The 17,213-nt window shown below is 45.1% G+C and carries 18 protein-coding genes; 10 read left to right on the top strand and 8 right to left on the bottom strand.

Annotation, left to right across the window (positions count from 1 at the left end):
* Nucleotides 1–15: 15 nt before the first annotated feature.
* Nucleotides 16–270: a hypothetical protein gene (locus R3289_RS18860; protein ID WP_318927394.1), complete on the bottom strand. Its 255-nt coding sequence runs from the start codon at nt 268–270 to the stop codon at nt 16–18.
* Nucleotides 271–649: 379 nt separating this feature from the next.
* On the opposite strand from R3289_RS18860, the gene R3289_RS18865 reads away from it, so the two are divergent.
* Together R3289_RS18865 and R3289_RS18870 are read left to right on the top strand one after the other, a co-directional pair.
* Nucleotides 650–1,147 (top strand): hypothetical protein, encoded by a 498-nt coding sequence (locus R3289_RS18865; protein ID WP_318927395.1) that lies wholly within the window; start codon nt 650–652, stop codon nt 1,145–1,147.
* Complete coding sequence (locus R3289_RS18870) at nt 1,134–2,129, top strand: hypothetical protein (RefSeq protein ID WP_318927396.1); 996 nt, start codon at nt 1,134–1,136, stop codon at nt 2,127–2,129. The genes R3289_RS18865 and R3289_RS18870 overlap by 14 nt, the downstream gene beginning before the upstream one ends.
* Nucleotides 2,130–2,280: 151 nt before the next feature.
* On the opposite strand, the gene R3289_RS18875 is transcribed toward R3289_RS18870, so the two are convergent.
* The 5 genes from R3289_RS18875 to R3289_RS18895 all read right to left on the bottom strand — a co-directional run bounded on the left by R3289_RS18875 (nt 2,281) and on the right by R3289_RS18895 (nt 8,104).
* Nucleotides 2,281–2,568, bottom strand: coding sequence for a hypothetical protein (locus R3289_RS18875; protein WP_318927397.1), 288 nt, complete (start codon nt 2,566–2,568; stop codon nt 2,281–2,283).
* A 295-nt stretch (nt 2,569–2,863) separates the two neighbouring features.
* On the bottom strand, nt 2,864–4,606 hold the full coding sequence (locus R3289_RS18880) for a methyl-accepting chemotaxis protein (protein WP_318927398.1): 1,743 nt from the start codon (nt 4,604–4,606) through the stop codon (nt 2,864–2,866).
* A gap of 274 nt (nt 4,607–4,880) precedes the next feature.
* Nucleotides 4,881–6,065, bottom strand: a complete 1,185-nt coding sequence (gene uxuA / locus R3289_RS18885) for a mannonate dehydratase (RefSeq protein ID WP_318927399.1) — start codon at nt 6,063–6,065, stop codon at nt 4,881–4,883.
* Between the two features lie 160 nt (nt 6,066–6,225).
* Entirely contained in the window at nt 6,226–7,014 is a 789-nt protein-coding gene (locus R3289_RS18890) for an FCD domain-containing protein (RefSeq protein ID WP_318927400.1), read from the bottom strand.
* A 106-nt stretch (nt 7,015–7,120) separates the two neighbouring features.
* Nucleotides 7,121–8,104 (bottom strand): TRAP transporter substrate-binding protein, encoded by a 984-nt coding sequence (locus tag R3289_RS18895; RefSeq protein WP_318927401.1) that lies wholly within the window; start codon nt 8,102–8,104, stop codon nt 7,121–7,123.
* A gap of 301 nt (nt 8,105–8,405) precedes the next feature.
* Between R3289_RS18895 and R3289_RS18900 the strand changes: the two genes are divergently transcribed.
* The 8 genes from R3289_RS18900 to R3289_RS18935 all read left to right on the top strand — a co-directional run bounded on the left by R3289_RS18900 (nt 8,406) and on the right by R3289_RS18935 (nt 16,116).
* Entirely contained in the window at nt 8,406–8,918 is a 513-nt protein-coding gene (locus tag R3289_RS18900) for a TRAP transporter small permease (protein ID WP_318927403.1), read from the top strand.
* 19 nt (nt 8,919–8,937) lie between these two features.
* Nucleotides 8,938–10,239 carry a TRAP transporter large permease subunit gene (locus tag R3289_RS18905; protein ID WP_318927404.1) on the top strand — a complete coding sequence of 434 codons (1,302 nt, stop codon included), beginning with the start codon at nt 8,938–8,940 and terminating at the stop codon, nt 10,237–10,239.
* Nucleotides 10,240–10,314: 75 nt separating this feature from the next.
* Complete coding sequence (locus R3289_RS18910) at nt 10,315–11,778, top strand: fructuronate reductase (RefSeq protein ID WP_318927405.1); 1,464 nt, start codon at nt 10,315–10,317, stop codon at nt 11,776–11,778.
* Nucleotides 11,779–11,840: 62 nt separating this feature from the next.
* The gene (gene uxaC / locus R3289_RS18915) at nt 11,841–13,265 is read left to right on the top strand and encodes a glucuronate isomerase (RefSeq protein ID WP_318927407.1); all 1,425 of its coding nucleotides are present in this window, start codon (nt 11,841–11,843) and stop codon (nt 13,263–13,265) included.
* Nucleotides 13,262–14,230: a sugar kinase gene (locus tag R3289_RS18920; protein ID WP_318927408.1), complete on the top strand. Its 969-nt coding sequence runs from the start codon at nt 13,262–13,264 to the stop codon at nt 14,228–14,230. The genes uxaC and R3289_RS18920 overlap by 4 nt, the downstream gene beginning before the upstream one ends.
* Nucleotides 14,227–14,853 (top strand): bifunctional 4-hydroxy-2-oxoglutarate aldolase/2-dehydro-3-deoxy-phosphogluconate aldolase, encoded by a 627-nt coding sequence (locus R3289_RS18925; RefSeq protein WP_318927409.1) that lies wholly within the window; start codon nt 14,227–14,229, stop codon nt 14,851–14,853. Before R3289_RS18920 ends, R3289_RS18925 begins: the two co-directional genes overlap by 4 nt.
* A gap of 89 nt (nt 14,854–14,942) precedes the next feature.
* Complete coding sequence (locus tag R3289_RS18930) at nt 14,943–15,602, top strand: hypothetical protein (RefSeq protein ID WP_318927411.1); 660 nt, start codon at nt 14,943–14,945, stop codon at nt 15,600–15,602.
* Between the two features lies 1 nt (nt 15,603).
* The gene (locus R3289_RS18935) at nt 15,604–16,116 is read left to right on the top strand and encodes a YgjV family protein (RefSeq protein ID WP_318927434.1); all 513 of its coding nucleotides are present in this window, start codon (nt 15,604–15,606) and stop codon (nt 16,114–16,116) included.
* A 110-nt stretch (nt 16,117–16,226) separates the two neighbouring features.
* On the opposite strand, the gene R3289_RS18940 is transcribed toward R3289_RS18935, so the two are convergent.
* Together R3289_RS18940 and R3289_RS18945 are read right to left on the bottom strand one after the other, a co-directional pair.
* Nucleotides 16,227–16,604, bottom strand: coding sequence for a hypothetical protein (locus R3289_RS18940; RefSeq protein WP_318927413.1), 378 nt, complete (start codon nt 16,602–16,604; stop codon nt 16,227–16,229).
* Between the two features lie 8 nt (nt 16,605–16,612).
* Nucleotides 16,613–17,080 (bottom strand): YhcH/YjgK/YiaL family protein, encoded by a 468-nt coding sequence (locus R3289_RS18945; protein WP_318927414.1) that lies wholly within the window; start codon nt 17,078–17,080, stop codon nt 16,613–16,615.
* Nucleotides 17,081–17,213 lie beyond the last annotated feature (133 nt).

Here is a 17,213-nt window from a genome sequence, read left to right on the forward strand (position 1 = left end):
AAACAGCATCCATGACTACCTTATAAGCTCTCGTTTGATTCGCTGAAATTCACCACCATGATCTGGAAATTTCAGTTCCGACCTAATATCACCAAAGTTCATTGCGATTGTCATTTTTTCTTCGTCAATATAAAACCAAACAAGCTGGCTTTTGTTTATATAGGCCTCACGACTTGGACTATATTCGATTCCTCTTACTCCCCCAGACATTTCGATAAGATCTTTAATCCCATTCTTTAAACTGATTTTCATCACAGTATTATCAATCATCACTTCCCCTAAAAAATACTACCAAGCAAAGACTTACTGGGATTATCATTCAAGTACAAATCAAGTATATGCCATCAATTAAAAACGCAACACTTAATGTATTTCGTTCTCTATGGTCAATTGATGGCACTGAACCATTCCATTCTTTGTCTCTACCTGGACGGCAAGCGACGACTCAGCAGCCAGCAGGACTCTAACCATTTCCATTTGGCCCGCATCTCACTGCCCTTTCTTCTCTTTCATTACCAGCGCTAACGACCAGGCCCCGTCATCAGTACACATCACATACACTTACAAAAAGTATGTCTATAGTTATAAATAAGACTTCATACAGTGTACTGGTATGACAGCGATAAAATAACAAAAAGAGCGATGGTAAATGCCATGTAAAGCAGAAATATACCAACTGGCAGCAGCGCTATCCGCCTTGTTAGGAGGGCTGATACTCTATCTATTCGCACGCCCCGCAGAAAGTATCTACCTTTTCGCTCTGTTTTCTTACTCCCACTTCCCAGATTACAATTTGCTTGGAGTCTTCGGCCAGTGGCTACCCAGTCTTGTTCACACCTATGCCTTTATCCTGCTTACGGTGATAACTGTTGGCAATGGCCCACGGATAATCTTCATCAGCTCTCTTTTTTGGGTGGGAGTTAGCTGGATATTTGAACTCGGCCAACATCCGGCTATCTCCGCTCGATTGATGAAGCATATTCCTCCATGGTTCTCAGAAATACCGTTCTTGGAGAACAGTGCCAACTATTTTCAACGCGGAACCTTCGACCCACTTGATCTATTTGCAACACTTATCGGCGCTTTTGCCGCATGGCTAACGTATCAAATAACCCGGAGAAGGAGTCACAACGATGAAACTGAATAATACAGCGAAGCAACCGCTTCGTTACCTTATAACAGGGTTCATTATCGTCATCGGTCTGGTCATGATTATTAGTAGTGGCGGCGGTGGTGGTGGTGGTGACGGTAATATCATCTATTCCGGCTCGACCGAAATGGCGACTATCAGTGCCGACAACGCAACCGAGTTGGCGGTAGGTGCCTTAATGGGTGGCCCGGCGATAAAGATCACCTCAGCGAGCAGGACGGATATTGCCAATAGTGATGAAAAGGAGAGCTTCTTACAGAGTAGCGCGTTATTGCACTTTTGGCCGACGATGTCAGGACTTGAAAATTTCACATTCTCGGCGAAGACGTCACCTGAACCACGGACCATTCTCACGGAAACTAATACATTTGATGGTAACTGTGGAGGCCGCTTAACTATAACGATCAATCTGGACGATACAAACGGCAATTTTACCGGTACTCAACAGTATGACCAGTTCTGTGAAGATGGCGAAACGGCTAACGGCACTATCACTGTTTCAGGCTCTGCCAACCTTGTGACATTTGATATTATTGCTATCGAAATGGCTTATAGCCAGCTGTCCTTGGAGAATAGTAGCAGTTCGGTCACAATGAGCGGTACAACCAGCGTTAATTTCTCCTCCTCCACCCTCTCACTGACAATGAACGGCCTGATCCGGAACAACGATACGGGCAAGGTCTATAAAGTAGCAAATTATGATGTATCTCTGCTTGAGGGAGAAACGTGGATTGAAATGACTTTTTCTTCCGGCCGGTATTATCACCCCGACTATGGCTACGTGGAAGTCGAATCAAGTACACCGTTTATGCAATATGATAACAACGTCGGTCCGTCTTCCGGCGAACTCATTATCTTAGGCATCGGAGAGACTAAGGCGTCGTTGGTGGCACTGACAGCCGACACATTCGAGGTTACAGCCGATACCAATGGAGATGGCACTTTTGATTGGAGTTCCGGTACCCTCTACTGGCTCTAGGCATTATGGCGCCAACTGCCAATGCCTGCTGGCTAGGTCGCACTGAACACTATAACGTAGCGTTGGATGTCGATAAATAACGTACGCAACCTTTGTAGGCCATGATATAGCTCCGCTGATTAGGGAGCTATATCAAGCATATAAACTGCATTTACGACTGACTGGTAAGCTCGCTTTTGACCCGCTGAAATTCACCACTATGATCTGGGAATTGTAATGTCGACCAGGCATCACCAAAGCTCATGGCGATTGTCATTTTTACTTCATCAACCTTAAACCAAACAAGCTTACTTTTATCAATATAAGCCTCTCGATCTACACTGTATTCAATCCCGCGCGCAGGTACTTCGAAGAGGTCTTCAACCTCGGCCTCAGGCGTTTCAAAAAGGTCTTTTACGCCATTCTTCAAGCAAATTTTAACAAAATTATTATTGCTCATGACTCTCTCTAAAGAATAATTTCAAGTAAAAAATCGGGGGGATTATCCTTCATTTCACATAATAAATCATGAGGTATCACACACAAAAAAACATATGCCATCGAAAAAAATCCCCAGCAGATGACTCAATTGGGGATCGGTGTTTCAGAAAACATGACTCGAATGGTTGATTATCTTGTTTCGCTTAGATAGCTGATGCGCAATCCCTTTATCGCAGGCTGCAGGCAAGCCTGAAGAAGACCACTCTCGCTGAAACGAGCCTCTTGAAGCTGCTTATAATCTGTTGTTAAAACAGCTAACTCAGTTTAAAACGACCGACAACATCATGAAGCTGGGTATTGGTCTGGTTTAACTGATGAGTGCTGTTTACGGTTTCCTGCCCATTGTGATTAATGTTGTTAATCATCTCCCGAATGGCCGTCATATTGCGGTTAATTTCAACCGTCACTGTACTTTGTTGTTCAGCAGATGCCGCGATCTGTGCCGTTAAATCGTTAATCTCAACTACGGATCCGGTCATTGAATCGAGTGAATCCATTACCCGAGTCGTATTTTCTGCTGTGTGCTGACAACTGGCTTTTGTCGTTTCCATGGCGCTGACAACCTTGCTGGTCCCATTTTGCAGTTTAGCCAGCATGTGGTTGATTTCAGTCGTACTCTGCTGTGTGCGCGCGGCCAATGCCCGTACCTCATCAGCGACAACGGCAAAACCACGGCCCTGTTCACCGGCTCGAGCAGCTTCAATCGCGGCATTCAGTGCTAACAGGTTGGTTTGTTCAGCAATATCACCAATAACCCCCAACACAGAACCAATCTGCGACGCATCATTATTCATGATCACAATAGACTCTGACATACTCTCCATTTCGCCCACTAAAGCTGAAACACTTTGCACTGCTTCTTGCACTACAATTTTTGACTGCTCGGCCTCATTGTTTGTTTTCTGTGTCAGCTTAGCCGCACTCGCCGCACTTTGCGCAGCAGAGTCAACGGCTGAGCTCATTTCGGTGATTGCAGTTACTACCTGTTCGGTCTCTTCAGAATGGGCGGTTAACAATGTCTGGTTGGAATCGGTCTGCTCACGCAACTGATTGATTTCAGAACTAATAAGGTGACTGGATTGGGCTACATCCAGCATCATTTCCTGAAGATTAGCAATGAATTGGTTAATACCGGCCGCAATTTTACCAAGATCGTCCTGCGTATAGACATCCAAACGACGGGACAAATCGCCGTTGCCTTGCGAAAGCTCAGTCACGATATTACGCAGGGAAACAATCGGTTTAAATGCCATGTTAATAGCAGCAATACTGAGTGGAATAATCGCTAGGACAGCAACTAGCAAGGCAATAGTAATGGAATTGTTAAGGATGTCAGTGTTTTTCTGAATGTAAGCCTTGTCAATATATCCGGTCAAGCTCCACTTCTGGCCACCAACATCAAATTCACTTGGCAGGGGAATAAGATCACCCGCTTTTTTGTTTGAGAACAGTACATTATTATTAGCGTCAAGCAGTTCCATATAGCTACCATCTATTGCTGTTTTTTCCAATAATGCCTGAGTTTGGCTGAGATCGATAAAAAATATGTCTCCGATCCCTTTTTGTCTCGGTACAGTGATAGTGATCAGTGGCTTATCTTCATCATAGAAGACATCGCTTACAACAACGGACCCGTTAGCGTTTTCTACTTGATCAATATATGACTGGGCCTCATTGCTATCATCAACACTGCCATCAGGTGTAAAAACCAAGTCACTGACCACTTTTACTATATTATTAAACCCCGTTTTTTCTTGTGTTTTTTTTATTGCTGCCAGACCAAAGTTTAAGCTTTCAGTTAAAATTATTTTATTGTTTATGTCTTCAATCAAATTATCTTTTATTAAGTTAACCTGAGATTTTATATTTGTCGTATCGGTCTTATAGATATAATTGCTAATATAATAATTGACACTGAAATAGGATGTGACAATTGTAATCAAAATAATAGCAATGAACATGGAAAATATGTTCATTTTGAAAGATAGTTGCTTCATGGCTAGTGATCCTTTTTACCCACCGAATAGATAACTCATCTTTCTGAAGATATTTATCGTTAACTAAGGTACGTATTTAAAAATAATTACAACATCACGATTCGAACATTAATGGTTTAAGGTCTAGACGTAATCAAAGATAGGAACTACAAGGATTTATCAAGTGTGACAGTTTTTAATCTTGTGAAGGCAAACATTAACACCATGCTAGCATGGTGTTAATGTTTATTTTATAAATACGAGATTACTAATTGTTATTTTAATTGTGAATAACTTATTTATGGAAGAAAGTTCGCTTTAATGCCATTTCCAAGCCGCGAACTTCGGCAAGCCCTTTCAAGCGACCTATCGCAGAATACCCCGGATTAGTTTTCTTCTTTAGATCATCCAGCATCTGATGGCCATGATCTGGACGCATCGGGATCAAGCGGAGATCACCGGCTTCATTGCGGCGCTGCTCTTCTTTTAGAATTTCCATCACCACATTATACATATCAACATCGCCATCTAGGTGGGCGGCTTCATGAAAGCTTAGCTGATTATCTTCACGTTGCGTTGAACGTAGGTGAGTGAAGTAAATACGATCCCCGTGTTGTTTAATCATATTGACTAAATCATTGTCACCACGGACGCCATAAGATCCGGTACACATAGTAATACCATTCATCTGGCTCGGAACTTCTTTGGTCAGCCAGTCAATATCATCTATAGTCGAAACAATTCGCGGCAGCCCTAAGATTGGACGCGGTGGATCATCAGGGTGAACCGCCATCTTCAGCCCGTTTGCTTCACAGATAGGCATCAGTTGCTTAAGAAAATATACCATATGCTGGCGAAGTTGATCTTTATCGATCCCTTCATATCGATTGAGCTGCGCCTGGAACTCTTCCAGTGTATAGCCTTCCTCTGCACCAGGAAGCCCTGCAATAATATTGCTGGTCAGTTTGGCAATTTCGGCTTCCGACATATTATCGAAATATATTTTTGCCTGTATCTGCTCTTCATTCGAATACGACTGTTCTGCTCCGGGACGTTTCAATATATACAATTCAAATGCCGCAAAAGCAATTTGATCAAAACGTAATGCTTTAGAGCCATCTGCCATTTCGAATTCTAAGTCAGTACGTGTCCAATCTAGAACCGGCATGAAGTTATAACATACTGTATCAATACCGCATTCAGCTAAGTTATGTAGTGTTTGTTTATAATTATCAATCCACCGCTGAAAATTCCCCGTCTGAGTTTTGATTTCTTCGTGAACAGGAACACTCTCGACAACTGACCACGTCAGTCCTTTCGCTTCAATTAATGCTTTACGCTTTTGTATTTCTTCTTTCGTCCACACATCCCCATTAGGAATATGATGAAGCGCATTAACAATACCCGTTGCACCAGCCTGACGAATATCATCTAGCGATACAGGATCATTAGGGCCATACCAACGCCAGGTTTGTTCCATGATAATCACCTTTTATAAACATACCTAACCCGCTCGAATAATATTTCAAGTTAAGTATTTAACGACTTTAATTAACGGCCACTTAGATGTGACAGTCCTAAGTAAAGGCCAATAAGGATATTGGCCTAATTTTATTTACCGCTACATCGCAGTATCGATATTATTTTTCATCCCCAAGAAGGACGACAGGATTAGAACTGAAGAGATAACCATCAAAATTAGGATCATCAATATCGGACAGTTCTAATAATCGTTGTTTTACATTTTCAAGGTGTTGCCACATGGCGTTTTTGGCAGCAATTGGATCTTTCCTTTGCATCGCAGCAAGGATACGAGCATGGTCATCTAGCCACTCTTCGCGATAAGCTTGATCGACAATATGGGAATGCAGTTTCTTCCACATAGGGCTTTGCTCACGACGATCCCAGGAATGCTTCAGCATATCCACCAGTACTGAGTTCTGGGTTGCCTCAGCAATACACAGGTGGAATTGTTCATCACCGTTACAGTTTACCGAACCACAAGCGATTTCATTTCGCTCAAGCTCCAGGGCTGCACGCATTTTAACAATATCTCCCGGTGTCACCTGAATCGCTGCAAACTCTGCAATATTACTTTCCAGCAACTGCCTCGCCTGGAGCATTTCAAATGGACCTGCATCATCACTTATCACATTTTCGCGGCTATTGTTATCACTCGGAATATTCAGGACATACACACCCGAACCTTTCTTTACTTCAACGAGATTTTCAAGCTCAAGCATAATGATGGCTTCGCGCACGACCGTACGGCTGACATTCAGTCTTTCAGCAATGTCACGTTCCGGCGGCATGCGATCACCCACTTTGTAGTGCCCGTCGATTAATTCCCGTCTCATTACCAACCCTAACTCTTGGTAGGGTCTTTTTGGTTCAAAAGGCATCATGATGATATTGTCACTATTTTCCATTGCACTCTTACGCCATCATAATGACCAAATAAAATTGGTCAACCTGTATATGTTAAAGTGTTACAACACCTTGATTTTTTTCTGCTAAATAAAGCAATTCTCAATGTTATTGAACGGCTTTGATACGCTCAACAACTTTGCTTAGCTCTGGATTAGATTCATCCAGCGTGTCGTACATCGGTTGCACGGCCTCGACGAATGCCGTTTTGTTTGGCGTAATAAATTTCACGCCCATTTTTTCAGCTTTCGCTCGCTCTTTCTCTTCAGACTGAGTCCATAGCGACTTCATCAATTCCATAGAGCTCATTGCTGCCGTTTTTAGGGCCTTGCGATTTTCTTCTGACAAACCATCGTATGCTTTGGTCGAAATAACCAGCACATCAGGAACCATCGTGTGCTCGTCTAAGCTGTAGTATTTAGACACTTCGCTGTGACGACTCAGGCTGAACGATGGGATATTGTTTTCAGCAGCATCAACAACACCTTGCTGAAGCGCGGTATATAACTCGCCGTATGCAAGTGGAGTCGGGCTACCGCCAAGTGCTTTTACCATATTAATTGCTGATGGACTCGGCTGGACACGGATCTTCAAACCTTTAAGATCAGCAGGCGTATTGATTGGCTTTGAAGTATAGAAGCTACGTGCGCCGGCATCATAATAGGTCAGGCCAATGAAGCCACTGTCACGGGATGAAGCCAGAATATCTTCACCGACAGCACTTTCTTTTACATTGGAGTAATGTGCTTTGTCACGGAAAAGATAGGGTAAGTTAAAGGCTGAGTAAGCCGGTGCAAATGCTTCCAGTTCTGCCGCATTAGTCTTAACCATATCCAGCGCACCGTTCTGCATCAGCTCCATAGATTCACGCTGGGTACCAAGCTGAGCATCCGGATAAATACGAATGCGTACGTCACCATCAGTCAGTTTACGAACCTCTTTTGCCATATGATCCATCGCTTTATGCACAGCATGGTCACGTGGGTGGTTATGACTTAGCTTCAATGTGGTTGCAGCAAACGCTGAAGCTGAGGCACCAATTGTTAACGCTGCACCGATTACAGCAGTAAGTACTCTTTTACGCGTCATCATTGTTATATCTCCGTGAGATTGGTTGTCCATTTTGTAGGGTACATTTGAATACGGGGCCAATATTGACGTCAACACGGCAAGCAGTCAAAACAAAAACATCAATTGGTTGACCTAAATCACATTAAACCCCCTAAAATTGGTCGACCAATGTAAATGTGAACCACGTCACATGACAAATCATCCACGTTTCTTATAATCCATCCCAGAAAAGAGTGTAACGACTGTATAGCTGAGTAACCCCCTTTACTTATTGGTTAACCAAAATTCAGTTAGTACACTCCCTCATATAAAGGAACTAAAGATGAATAAATTGGTTGGATATGTAAATAGAGGGCTGGCAATGTTCACCGTGTCTCTCTCTACCTTCCTGGTTTTCTGTGTTATTTGGCAGGTAATTTCTCGCTATGTCATAGGCAAACCAAGCACAGTTACGGATGAACTGGCACGTTACCTGTTTATGTGGGTCGCATTAATTGGAGCGGCATACACCACTGGCCTCAAACGCCATCTGGCGATCGACTTGCTTACCATGAAGCTAAGTGGCAAACGAAAACTCATTAATGAAATATTTATCCAGCTGGCCATTGCTGCTTTTGCTTTCGTTGTTCTGGTCTACGGCGGTACCAACCTCGCCCTGAAAACCTTGACGACCGGACAGGTGACACCAGCACTAGGCTTTGAAATGGGCTACATCTATTTCTGTCTGCCGATTAGCGGTGCATTAATGATTTTCTACTCGGCAACTTTCACCGTTGAAAAATGCAAGCAGCTCGTATCCGGTAATTCACTCGCCGCTGATACTCAACAAAACTAATTAAAAAAGGAATTCCATCATGGAATGGCAAGTCATTCTTACTTTATTTGGCAGCTTTGCAGTTCTTCTCACGTTGGGGATCCCGGTTTCATTTGCTATCGGTCTTTCTTCACTGGCAACGATTATGTTGAGTTTACCGCTTGAACCCGCTATCGCCGTGGTATCACAGCGTATGGCAGCAGGCCTTGATAACTTCGCCCTGCTGGCCATCCCGTTCTTTATCCTGGCCGGTAACATCATGAATCAGGGCGGCATCGCGATTCGCCTGATCAACTTTGCAAAAGTGCTGGGAGGCCGTCTGCCAGGCTCGCTGGCGCACGTAAATATCATGGCTAACATGATGTTTGGTTCAATTTCCGGTTCGGCGGTTGCCTCTGCGGCAGCGGTTGGCGGAACCATGTCACCCCTGCAGAAAAAAGACGGTTATGATGAACACTTCTCTGCGGCCGTGAACATTACCTCCTGCCCGACCGGCCTGCTGATCCCGCCAAGTAATACACTTATCGTCTTCTCATTGGTATCCGGTGGTACGTCTATTGCCGCCCTGTTCCTGGCCGGCTATATTCCTGGTATTTTGATGGGGCTGAGCCTGATGCTGGTCGCGGGTTTTATCGCCAAGAAACGCGGTTACCCACTGGCGCCAAAGCCAAGTCTTTCAGAGGTTTGGAATACCTTTATCAAAGCCATGCCTTCTCTGCTGCTGGTCATTATCATTATGGGCGGGATCATCGGCGGGATCTTCACTGCTACCGAAGCCTCAGCGATTGCCGTCGTCTACACGTTCGCACTGGCGGTACTGATCTACCGTGAAGTAAAGCTGCGTGACTTGCCGGGCATCATTCTCGAATCGGCGGTAACAACTTCGATTGTGCTGTTGCTGGTAGGCGCATCAATGGGGATGTCCTGGGCAATGGCGAACGCCGATATCCCTTATATGATCGCCGATGCTCTGCTGGCTGTGTCAGAAAACCCTGTGATGATCCTCCTTATCATCAATCTGATCCTGCTGATTGTTGGCATCTTCATGGACATGACGCCTGCGGTACTGATCTTTACGCCAATCTTCTTGCCGATTGCACTGGACCTGGGCATTGACCCAGTCCACTTCGGTATCATGATGACCTTTAACCTGGCGATCGGTATCTGCACTCCGCCGGTAGGCAGCGCCCTATTCATCGGGTGCTCAGTAGCAAAAATATCTATCGAGAAAGTGATCAAGCCGCTGCTGCCATTCTATGCAGCCCTGGTTGCCGCCCTGCTCGCAGTCACCTTCATACCAGAACTCAGCCTGTTCCTTCCGAGGCTAGCACTTGGCTACTGAGGCCTGAATTAAACACCACACCATTCACCAATACATATCTCGCGGGTAACTGCCGGCGAGATAAAGGAAGTAAAAATGACAAACATTGCAAATACAGACGTTAATGCTCGGGTTATTCGCCCAAATTACGACAGAACGGCCCTTAAGAGCCGTATCGTTCATCTGGGTTTTGGTGCGTTCCACCGTGCCCACCAAGCATTGTTTACCAATGAAATGTTGGAAAAAACCGGCAGTGATTGGGGCATTTGTGAAATTAATTTGTTTGGTGGCGAAGACCTGATCACTCAACTTCGTGAACAAGACCATTTATACACGGTAGCGGAAAAAGGCGCTGACGCCACAGCGGTTAAGATGATCGGCTCTGTTACTGAGTCCCTGCATCCGAAGTTTGATGGCCAGCAAGCCATCTTAGAAAAAATGGCACAGGAACAAGTCGCCATTGTTTCAATGACTATCACTGAAAAGGGCTACTGTGCAGACCCGAGTACCGGGCGCCTTGATAAGAACAACGCCCTGATCAAAGCCGATTTAGCCAACCCAACAGCGCCTAACTCCGCAATTGGGTATATCGTCGAGGCATTACGTTTGCGTCGAGACCGCGGCTTGAAGCCGTTTACTGTAATGTCTTGCGATAACGTACAAGAAAACGGCCACGTCGCCCGCTCTGCCGTGTTGGACTTCGCCAAGCTTGTTGATCAACAGCTGGCAGGCTGGATTGAAGCCAGTGTCACCTTCCCGTGCACCATGGTTGACCGCATTGTTCCTGCGGCAACGCCTGAAACATTAGCAGAAATTACGACCCTGGTTGGTGTTGAAGACCCGTGTGGTATTGCCTGCGAGCCTTTCCGCCAGTGGGTTATCGAAGACAACTTCGTCAACGGCCGCCCTGACTGGGATGTTGCTGGCGCTGAATTTGTTACCGATGTGGTACCTTTTGAAGAAATGAAACTGCGTATGCTAAACGGCAGTCACTCTTTCCTCGCTTACCTTGGCTATCTTGGTGGCTATGCCCATATTTCAGATACCATGACCAATGAAAGCTACCGCAAGGCCGCTTTCGACATGATGATGAAGGCACAAGCCCCAACGCTTAACATGCCTGAAGGTACCGACTTAGAAGGGTATGCCAAACTGCTTATCGAACGGTTCACCAACCCAAGCCTGAAACACCAGACTTGGCAAATCGCGATGGACGGCAGCCAGAAGATCCCTCAGCGGATGGGTGGTTCGCTGCGCTTCCACTTAGAAAAAGAGACTGATTACAAGTGGCTGGCAATGGGCATCGCAGGCTGGATGACCTACATCAGTGGTGTTGATGAAAAAGCACAACCGATTGATGTGCGCGATCCAATGGCCGATCAATTTAAATCCATCTACCAACAACACGGTATCAATACCTCGGTCGTTAAAGAACTGCTCGGTATTGAAGCCATCTTCGGTACCGACCTGATCAGCAACGATAGCCTTGTTACCGAAATTACAAAAGCATACCAGCAGATCATCATTAAAGGCGCTCGTGCTGCGGTTGCCTCTCTGTAATCATTTTCTTCTTCCCCTCAGCGAGACGCCGTCTTGTTGAGGGGAATTTATTGGAGCCTTGTATGAAAGCATTCCTATGTGAAGATTTTCTTCTCTCTAACGAAGTCGCGCGTCGCTTATTCCACGATTACGCTAAAGACATGCCAATTTACGACTATCACTGCCACCTGAATGCTCAGGAAGTCGCGGAAAATCGTCGCTTCGATAACCTTGGTCAAATATGGCTGGAAGGCGATCACTATAAATGGCGTGGAATGCGCGCCGCCGGTATTCCGGAAGCACTGATCACCGGCAAAGATACAACGGACTTTGACAAGTACATGGCATGGGCCAAAACGGTTCCTCAGACGTTAGGTAATCCCCTCTATCACTGGACTCACCTAGAGTTACGCCGCCCGTTTGGCATTACCGGCCAGCTATTCGGTCCCGCAACCGCAGAAGGTATCTGGCACAAGTGTAATGAGATGCTTGCCAGCCCTGAGTTCTCTGCCCGAGGCATCATGAAGCAAATGAATGTGGTGATGGCTGGTACAACCGATGACCCAATCCACACGCTAGAACACCACAAAGCGATTGCCGAAGACGAAAGCTTCGATGTCGAAGTGGCACCAAGCTGGCGTCCAGATCGTGCGTACAAAATAGAGCTCGAGGGTTTTGCTGAGTACATGCAACTTCTAAGTGAAGCCGCCGATGTTCACATTACCTGCTTTGCTGATTTGCTGACGGCACTTGACCGTCGCCTTGATCACTTTGCTGCTCACGGCTGTCGTGCTGCTGACCATGGTATTGAAATTGTCCGCTACGGCAAAGTACCTGCTGAAGCCGCATTGAATGCCATGCTGACACGTCGATTAAACAACGAGAGACTAACAGAGCAGGAAGTTGACCAGTTCAGTACGGCGGTGCAAGTTTGGCTAGGAAAGCAATATGCCAAACGCGGCTGGGTGATGCAGCTGCACATTGGCGCACAGCGTAACAACAGCACCCGCATGTTCAAGCTACTTGGCCCGGATTGTGGCTTTGATTCTATTGGTGACCGCCCGTTTGCCTTCCAACTCGCCTCGCTGCTGGATGACATGGACGTCACCAATGAACTGCCGAAAACGATTCTGTACTGCCTCAATCCTCGCGATAACGAAATGATGGCGACCATGATCGGCAATTTCCAGGGTGGCGGTATTGCCGGCAAAATCCAGTTTGGCTCAGGATGGTGGTTCAATGACCAAAAAGACGGTATGGAGCGCCAGATAGAGCAGCTTTCCCAGCTGGGCCTGCTTAGCCAGTTTGTCGGAATGCTGACAGATTCTCGTAGCTTCCTGTCGTACACTCGCCATGAATACTTCCGCCGTATTCTGTGTAATACCATTGGTGGCTGGGTGCAAAATGGCGAAGTGCCGAATGACTTGGCTATGCTTGGCAAACTGGTACAGGATATCTGTTGCAACAACGCAAAAACCTACTTTAGGTTGCCAGGAGAAGTAGCATGAAACGCATCGCAATTATTGGCGAATGCATGATTGAGCTCAATGGTGCCCCTTTCGGTGCCATGGAGCAGGGCTACGGTGGCGACTCGCTTAACACCGCCGTATACATGGCGCGGACCGCGGGGCAATCGGTAGCGATCGATTATGTCAGCGCGCTGGGATCTGATGCCATCAGCGACGGCATGTTGGCACGCTGGCAGCAAGAAGGCGTCAATACCGAGTGTGTACTGCGCGATCCTGCCCGTCAGCCAGGTTTGTATCTCATCCAGCTGGACGATGAAGGTGAACGTACCTTCCTATACTGGCGCAATCAATCGGCTGCTCGTTTTATGCTCCAGCACCCTTTGTTTGCTACGGTAGAAGAGCATCTGCACAGTGTTGATATGGTTTATGTCAGTGGCATTAGCCTCGCTATTTTGCCTCCAGCCGATCGTCAACGCTTATTAGAACTGTTGGAAGATCTTAAAAAGAATGGCACAGAGATAGCCTTTGACTCCAATTACCGCCCCGCTTTATGGCAAGATGCTGAAGAGGCCCGTACCTGCTACGAGCAGTTGCTGCGCATCACGGATCTTGCTCTGGTTACCGATGACGACGAGCAGGCGCTATGGGGAGACAAAACGTCCGATAGCACATTGAGCCGCTTACAGCGTGCCGGTGTTGGCCAGGTTGTGCTCAAGATGGGTGCGCAAGGTTGTCACTACGTCAACTTTGCAACCGGCGAATCCGTACATATCGACACCACCCCCGTCGCTAAGGTTGTGGATACAACATCGGCGGGTGATTCATTCAATGCGGGTTTTCTAGCGGGGTATCTCACCAATAGAACACCGCAAGAATCCGCTCTTCAGGGCCATCAACTTGCTGGTACTGTGATTCAGCATAAAGGGGCAATTATTCCCGTATCGGCCACTGAATCAATCAATTTCAACATAACAACGAAGACAACCAAGGAAGTAACACAATGAGTACTGTCTCTGAACAACTAGCTGCCATTAAAGTAATCCCTGTAATTGCCATTGACCGTGCAGAAGATATCGTTCCTCTGGGCAAGGCCTTGGCCGAGAATGGTCTGCCTGCGGCTGAAATCACCTTCCGTTCAGATGCTGCCGCTGAAGCCATTCGACTCCTTCGTGAATCTCAGCCAGATATGTTAATTGGTGCCGGTACGGTGCTAAACCGTGAGCAGGCCATTGCCGCTAAAGAAGCCGGAGCGACCTTCGTCGTGTCACCGGGCTTCAACCCCAATACGGTAAAAGCCTGCCAAGAGATTGGCATTGATATCGTACCGGGCGTTAACAATCCTTCAACTGTTGAAGCTGCACTTGAAATGGGCATTACCACGCTGAAGTTCTTTCCTGCTGAAGCATCTGGCGGTATCAATATGCTGAAATCCCTGCTTGCTCCTTACACACAGGTGCAATTTATGCCGACAGGCGGGGTGAATATTAATAATGTGAAAGACTACCTTGCGATTGATCGCGTATTTGCTTGCGGCGGCACTTGGATGGTTGATAAAAAGCTTATTAATGAAGGTCGTTGGGACGAAATCGGTCGCTTAGCACGAGAAGCTGCTGACCTGGTTAAATAAACATATACCTTAGCCAGTTAAAATAACCGTAAGGCTTCCTACAGGAAGCCTTACTCGTAATCTCAATAAAAATAATGCAAGGGCAATAAATGAAAATTGCTTTTCTTCATACTCTATCGTCAAATATCAATCTTTTTAAACCTTATATAAACCAGTATTTATCTAATACGGATAGAAGCTTTACCGTAGAAGTAAACCATCATCTACATGAAGAATTGTTAAAAGAGGCGATGACCACGGGTATTACTCCGGAACTTCGCAACAATGTCATTAGATCGATTGAAACAATCGCGAAACAAGGCGTTGATGTTATTGTATGCACCTGCTCTACCATTGGCGCAATGGCAGAAGAAACGCAGATAAATGGCTGCCGTATATTGCGTGTTGACCGTCCGATGGCTGAAGCCACAGTCCAATATCAGCGCGTATTAGTACTGGCAGCAGTGGCCAGCACGCTGGATCCCTCTCTGAATTTATTAGAGCAAGTCAGAGGATCACATTCGACACACATCGACTCAGCTCTCGTCCCTGATGCCTGGGCTTTTTATTTTGCCGAAGACTACGAAAACTATGCGCGTACCATTGCTCGCTATATTAGTACGATCGAAGCAAAATATGATGTGATTATGCTTGCTCAGGCGTCCATGACACCCGCTGTAGCTTATTGCCAACCTTCCTCTGCATCAATATTAACAAGCCCTGAAACCTGTCTCCAATACCTTCTGCATCAGGTAATAAACAATGCCTGAAATGCCCGAACTCAACCTTGCACAAAGTATAGGCTTAGTTGCTTATTTTGTTGGTGTCACCGCATTCTTTCATCAGGATGGAAATAAATTCCGCCTTCACTTAACCTTTTTTCAGGTCATTATTTGCATCCATTTTATCTTTATGGGTGCGATGACCGCAGCCTTTGGTTGCGCAATAAGTGCCGTAAGAAGCTATGTGTCAACCCGGACTGATTCTAGCAAAGTCATGTGGGGGTTTATTGCTTTGTTGTGGATAATGGGAGTCTCTAACCTCCAGCACAATTATGAACTGCTAACACTCGTTGGTGCTTCAGTCGCCACATGGGGTTTATTTAAGGCTCAGGGCGTCCATATGCGCTTACTCATTTTGTTTAATTCACTTTGTTGGTTGACTAACAACCTATTGCTCGGCTCTATCGGCGGTAGCTTGATGGAGGCCACGTTTATCGTAGTCAATATTATTACCATTAGTAAGTTACTTAGGCGTAATCTAGCGGTAACACAAAATGATTAGCCAAAAATTCAAACAAAAGAAAAAAGAGTTCATGATAATAATTAAACATGAACTCTAAATTAGCATAGTCATCATAAATCAAACATTCATATAAAGCCTAATTTATAATATCATTTAGCTATCAACTTATTTTTGTATGCTTTCATTCCAGGAACATAAGTTAATTTATCCGCTGACATTTTATTACCATCAGGCATTTTAATATGAGTTACAGCCCATATTACACACCCCTCATTCAGATTGAACAGTACCCTTGTTTGAGCAAATAACTGACCATCATCAAAAGCATTGCTCACGGCCATTGCTTGACCAGACCAGCTCTCATTCACAATGTGCTGCTTGAACGGTAATTCAAGTGTTAACATTTCCGGTTCAACATCTTTAATCACTTTCATAAAAATGCGTGTACCTGAGCCGTGTTTCTCTGTCCATAATTTATGAGGAATATTCTTGTCATTCCAGCTTAGAATAGAAATTTCTTGGTTCATATTATTACCTAGTTAATTAGTGACTTATCTATTTTTATTACCGCTTTTCTAACTGGTCCAGGTTGTTTCACTGCAATCAATGGTCGATGTGGTTGGCCGGGATAGAAAATCACAAAGTCATTTTTAGTTAATGTGATATATTTTTCATCGACAACGGCCTCACTAAACGCCACATCTTTTTCTGTCAAAAGATCATCTTCAATTTCATTAAAAGGATGGAGGCTATAACCGAACATTTCTTCACCTTCAAGAACGATTTGTACATCAATATATTGTTGATGTATTTCCGACCGTCTTTTTTCTAAGTGTTCTGTTCTGTCATTGACGACAAAAAAAAATACGTTATTCCCATCTAAAGGATAAGTACCGTTATGAACGTTACTTTCCAGTCTATTTTTCACACGGGAAATAATTTCTATTAACTTAGGTGACAAGCTTGAAATTAATGATAATTGGTTCAGGTTTCCTGAAAACAAGTTGACTCCTAATATATTAACATTTAAAAGCAATAGCTAAGCTATGGTAATACTAACCACTTTTTTGATTAGTACAGTTTGAAAACATTGGATGTATTATAGCTACACACCAAATTGGTTGACCAAAAAAACA

It is taken from the genome of Photobacterium sp., from assembly GCF_033720175.1.
In the GTDB taxonomy this organism is placed as follows: Bacteria; Pseudomonadota; Gammaproteobacteria; order Enterobacterales; family Vibrionaceae; genus Photobacterium.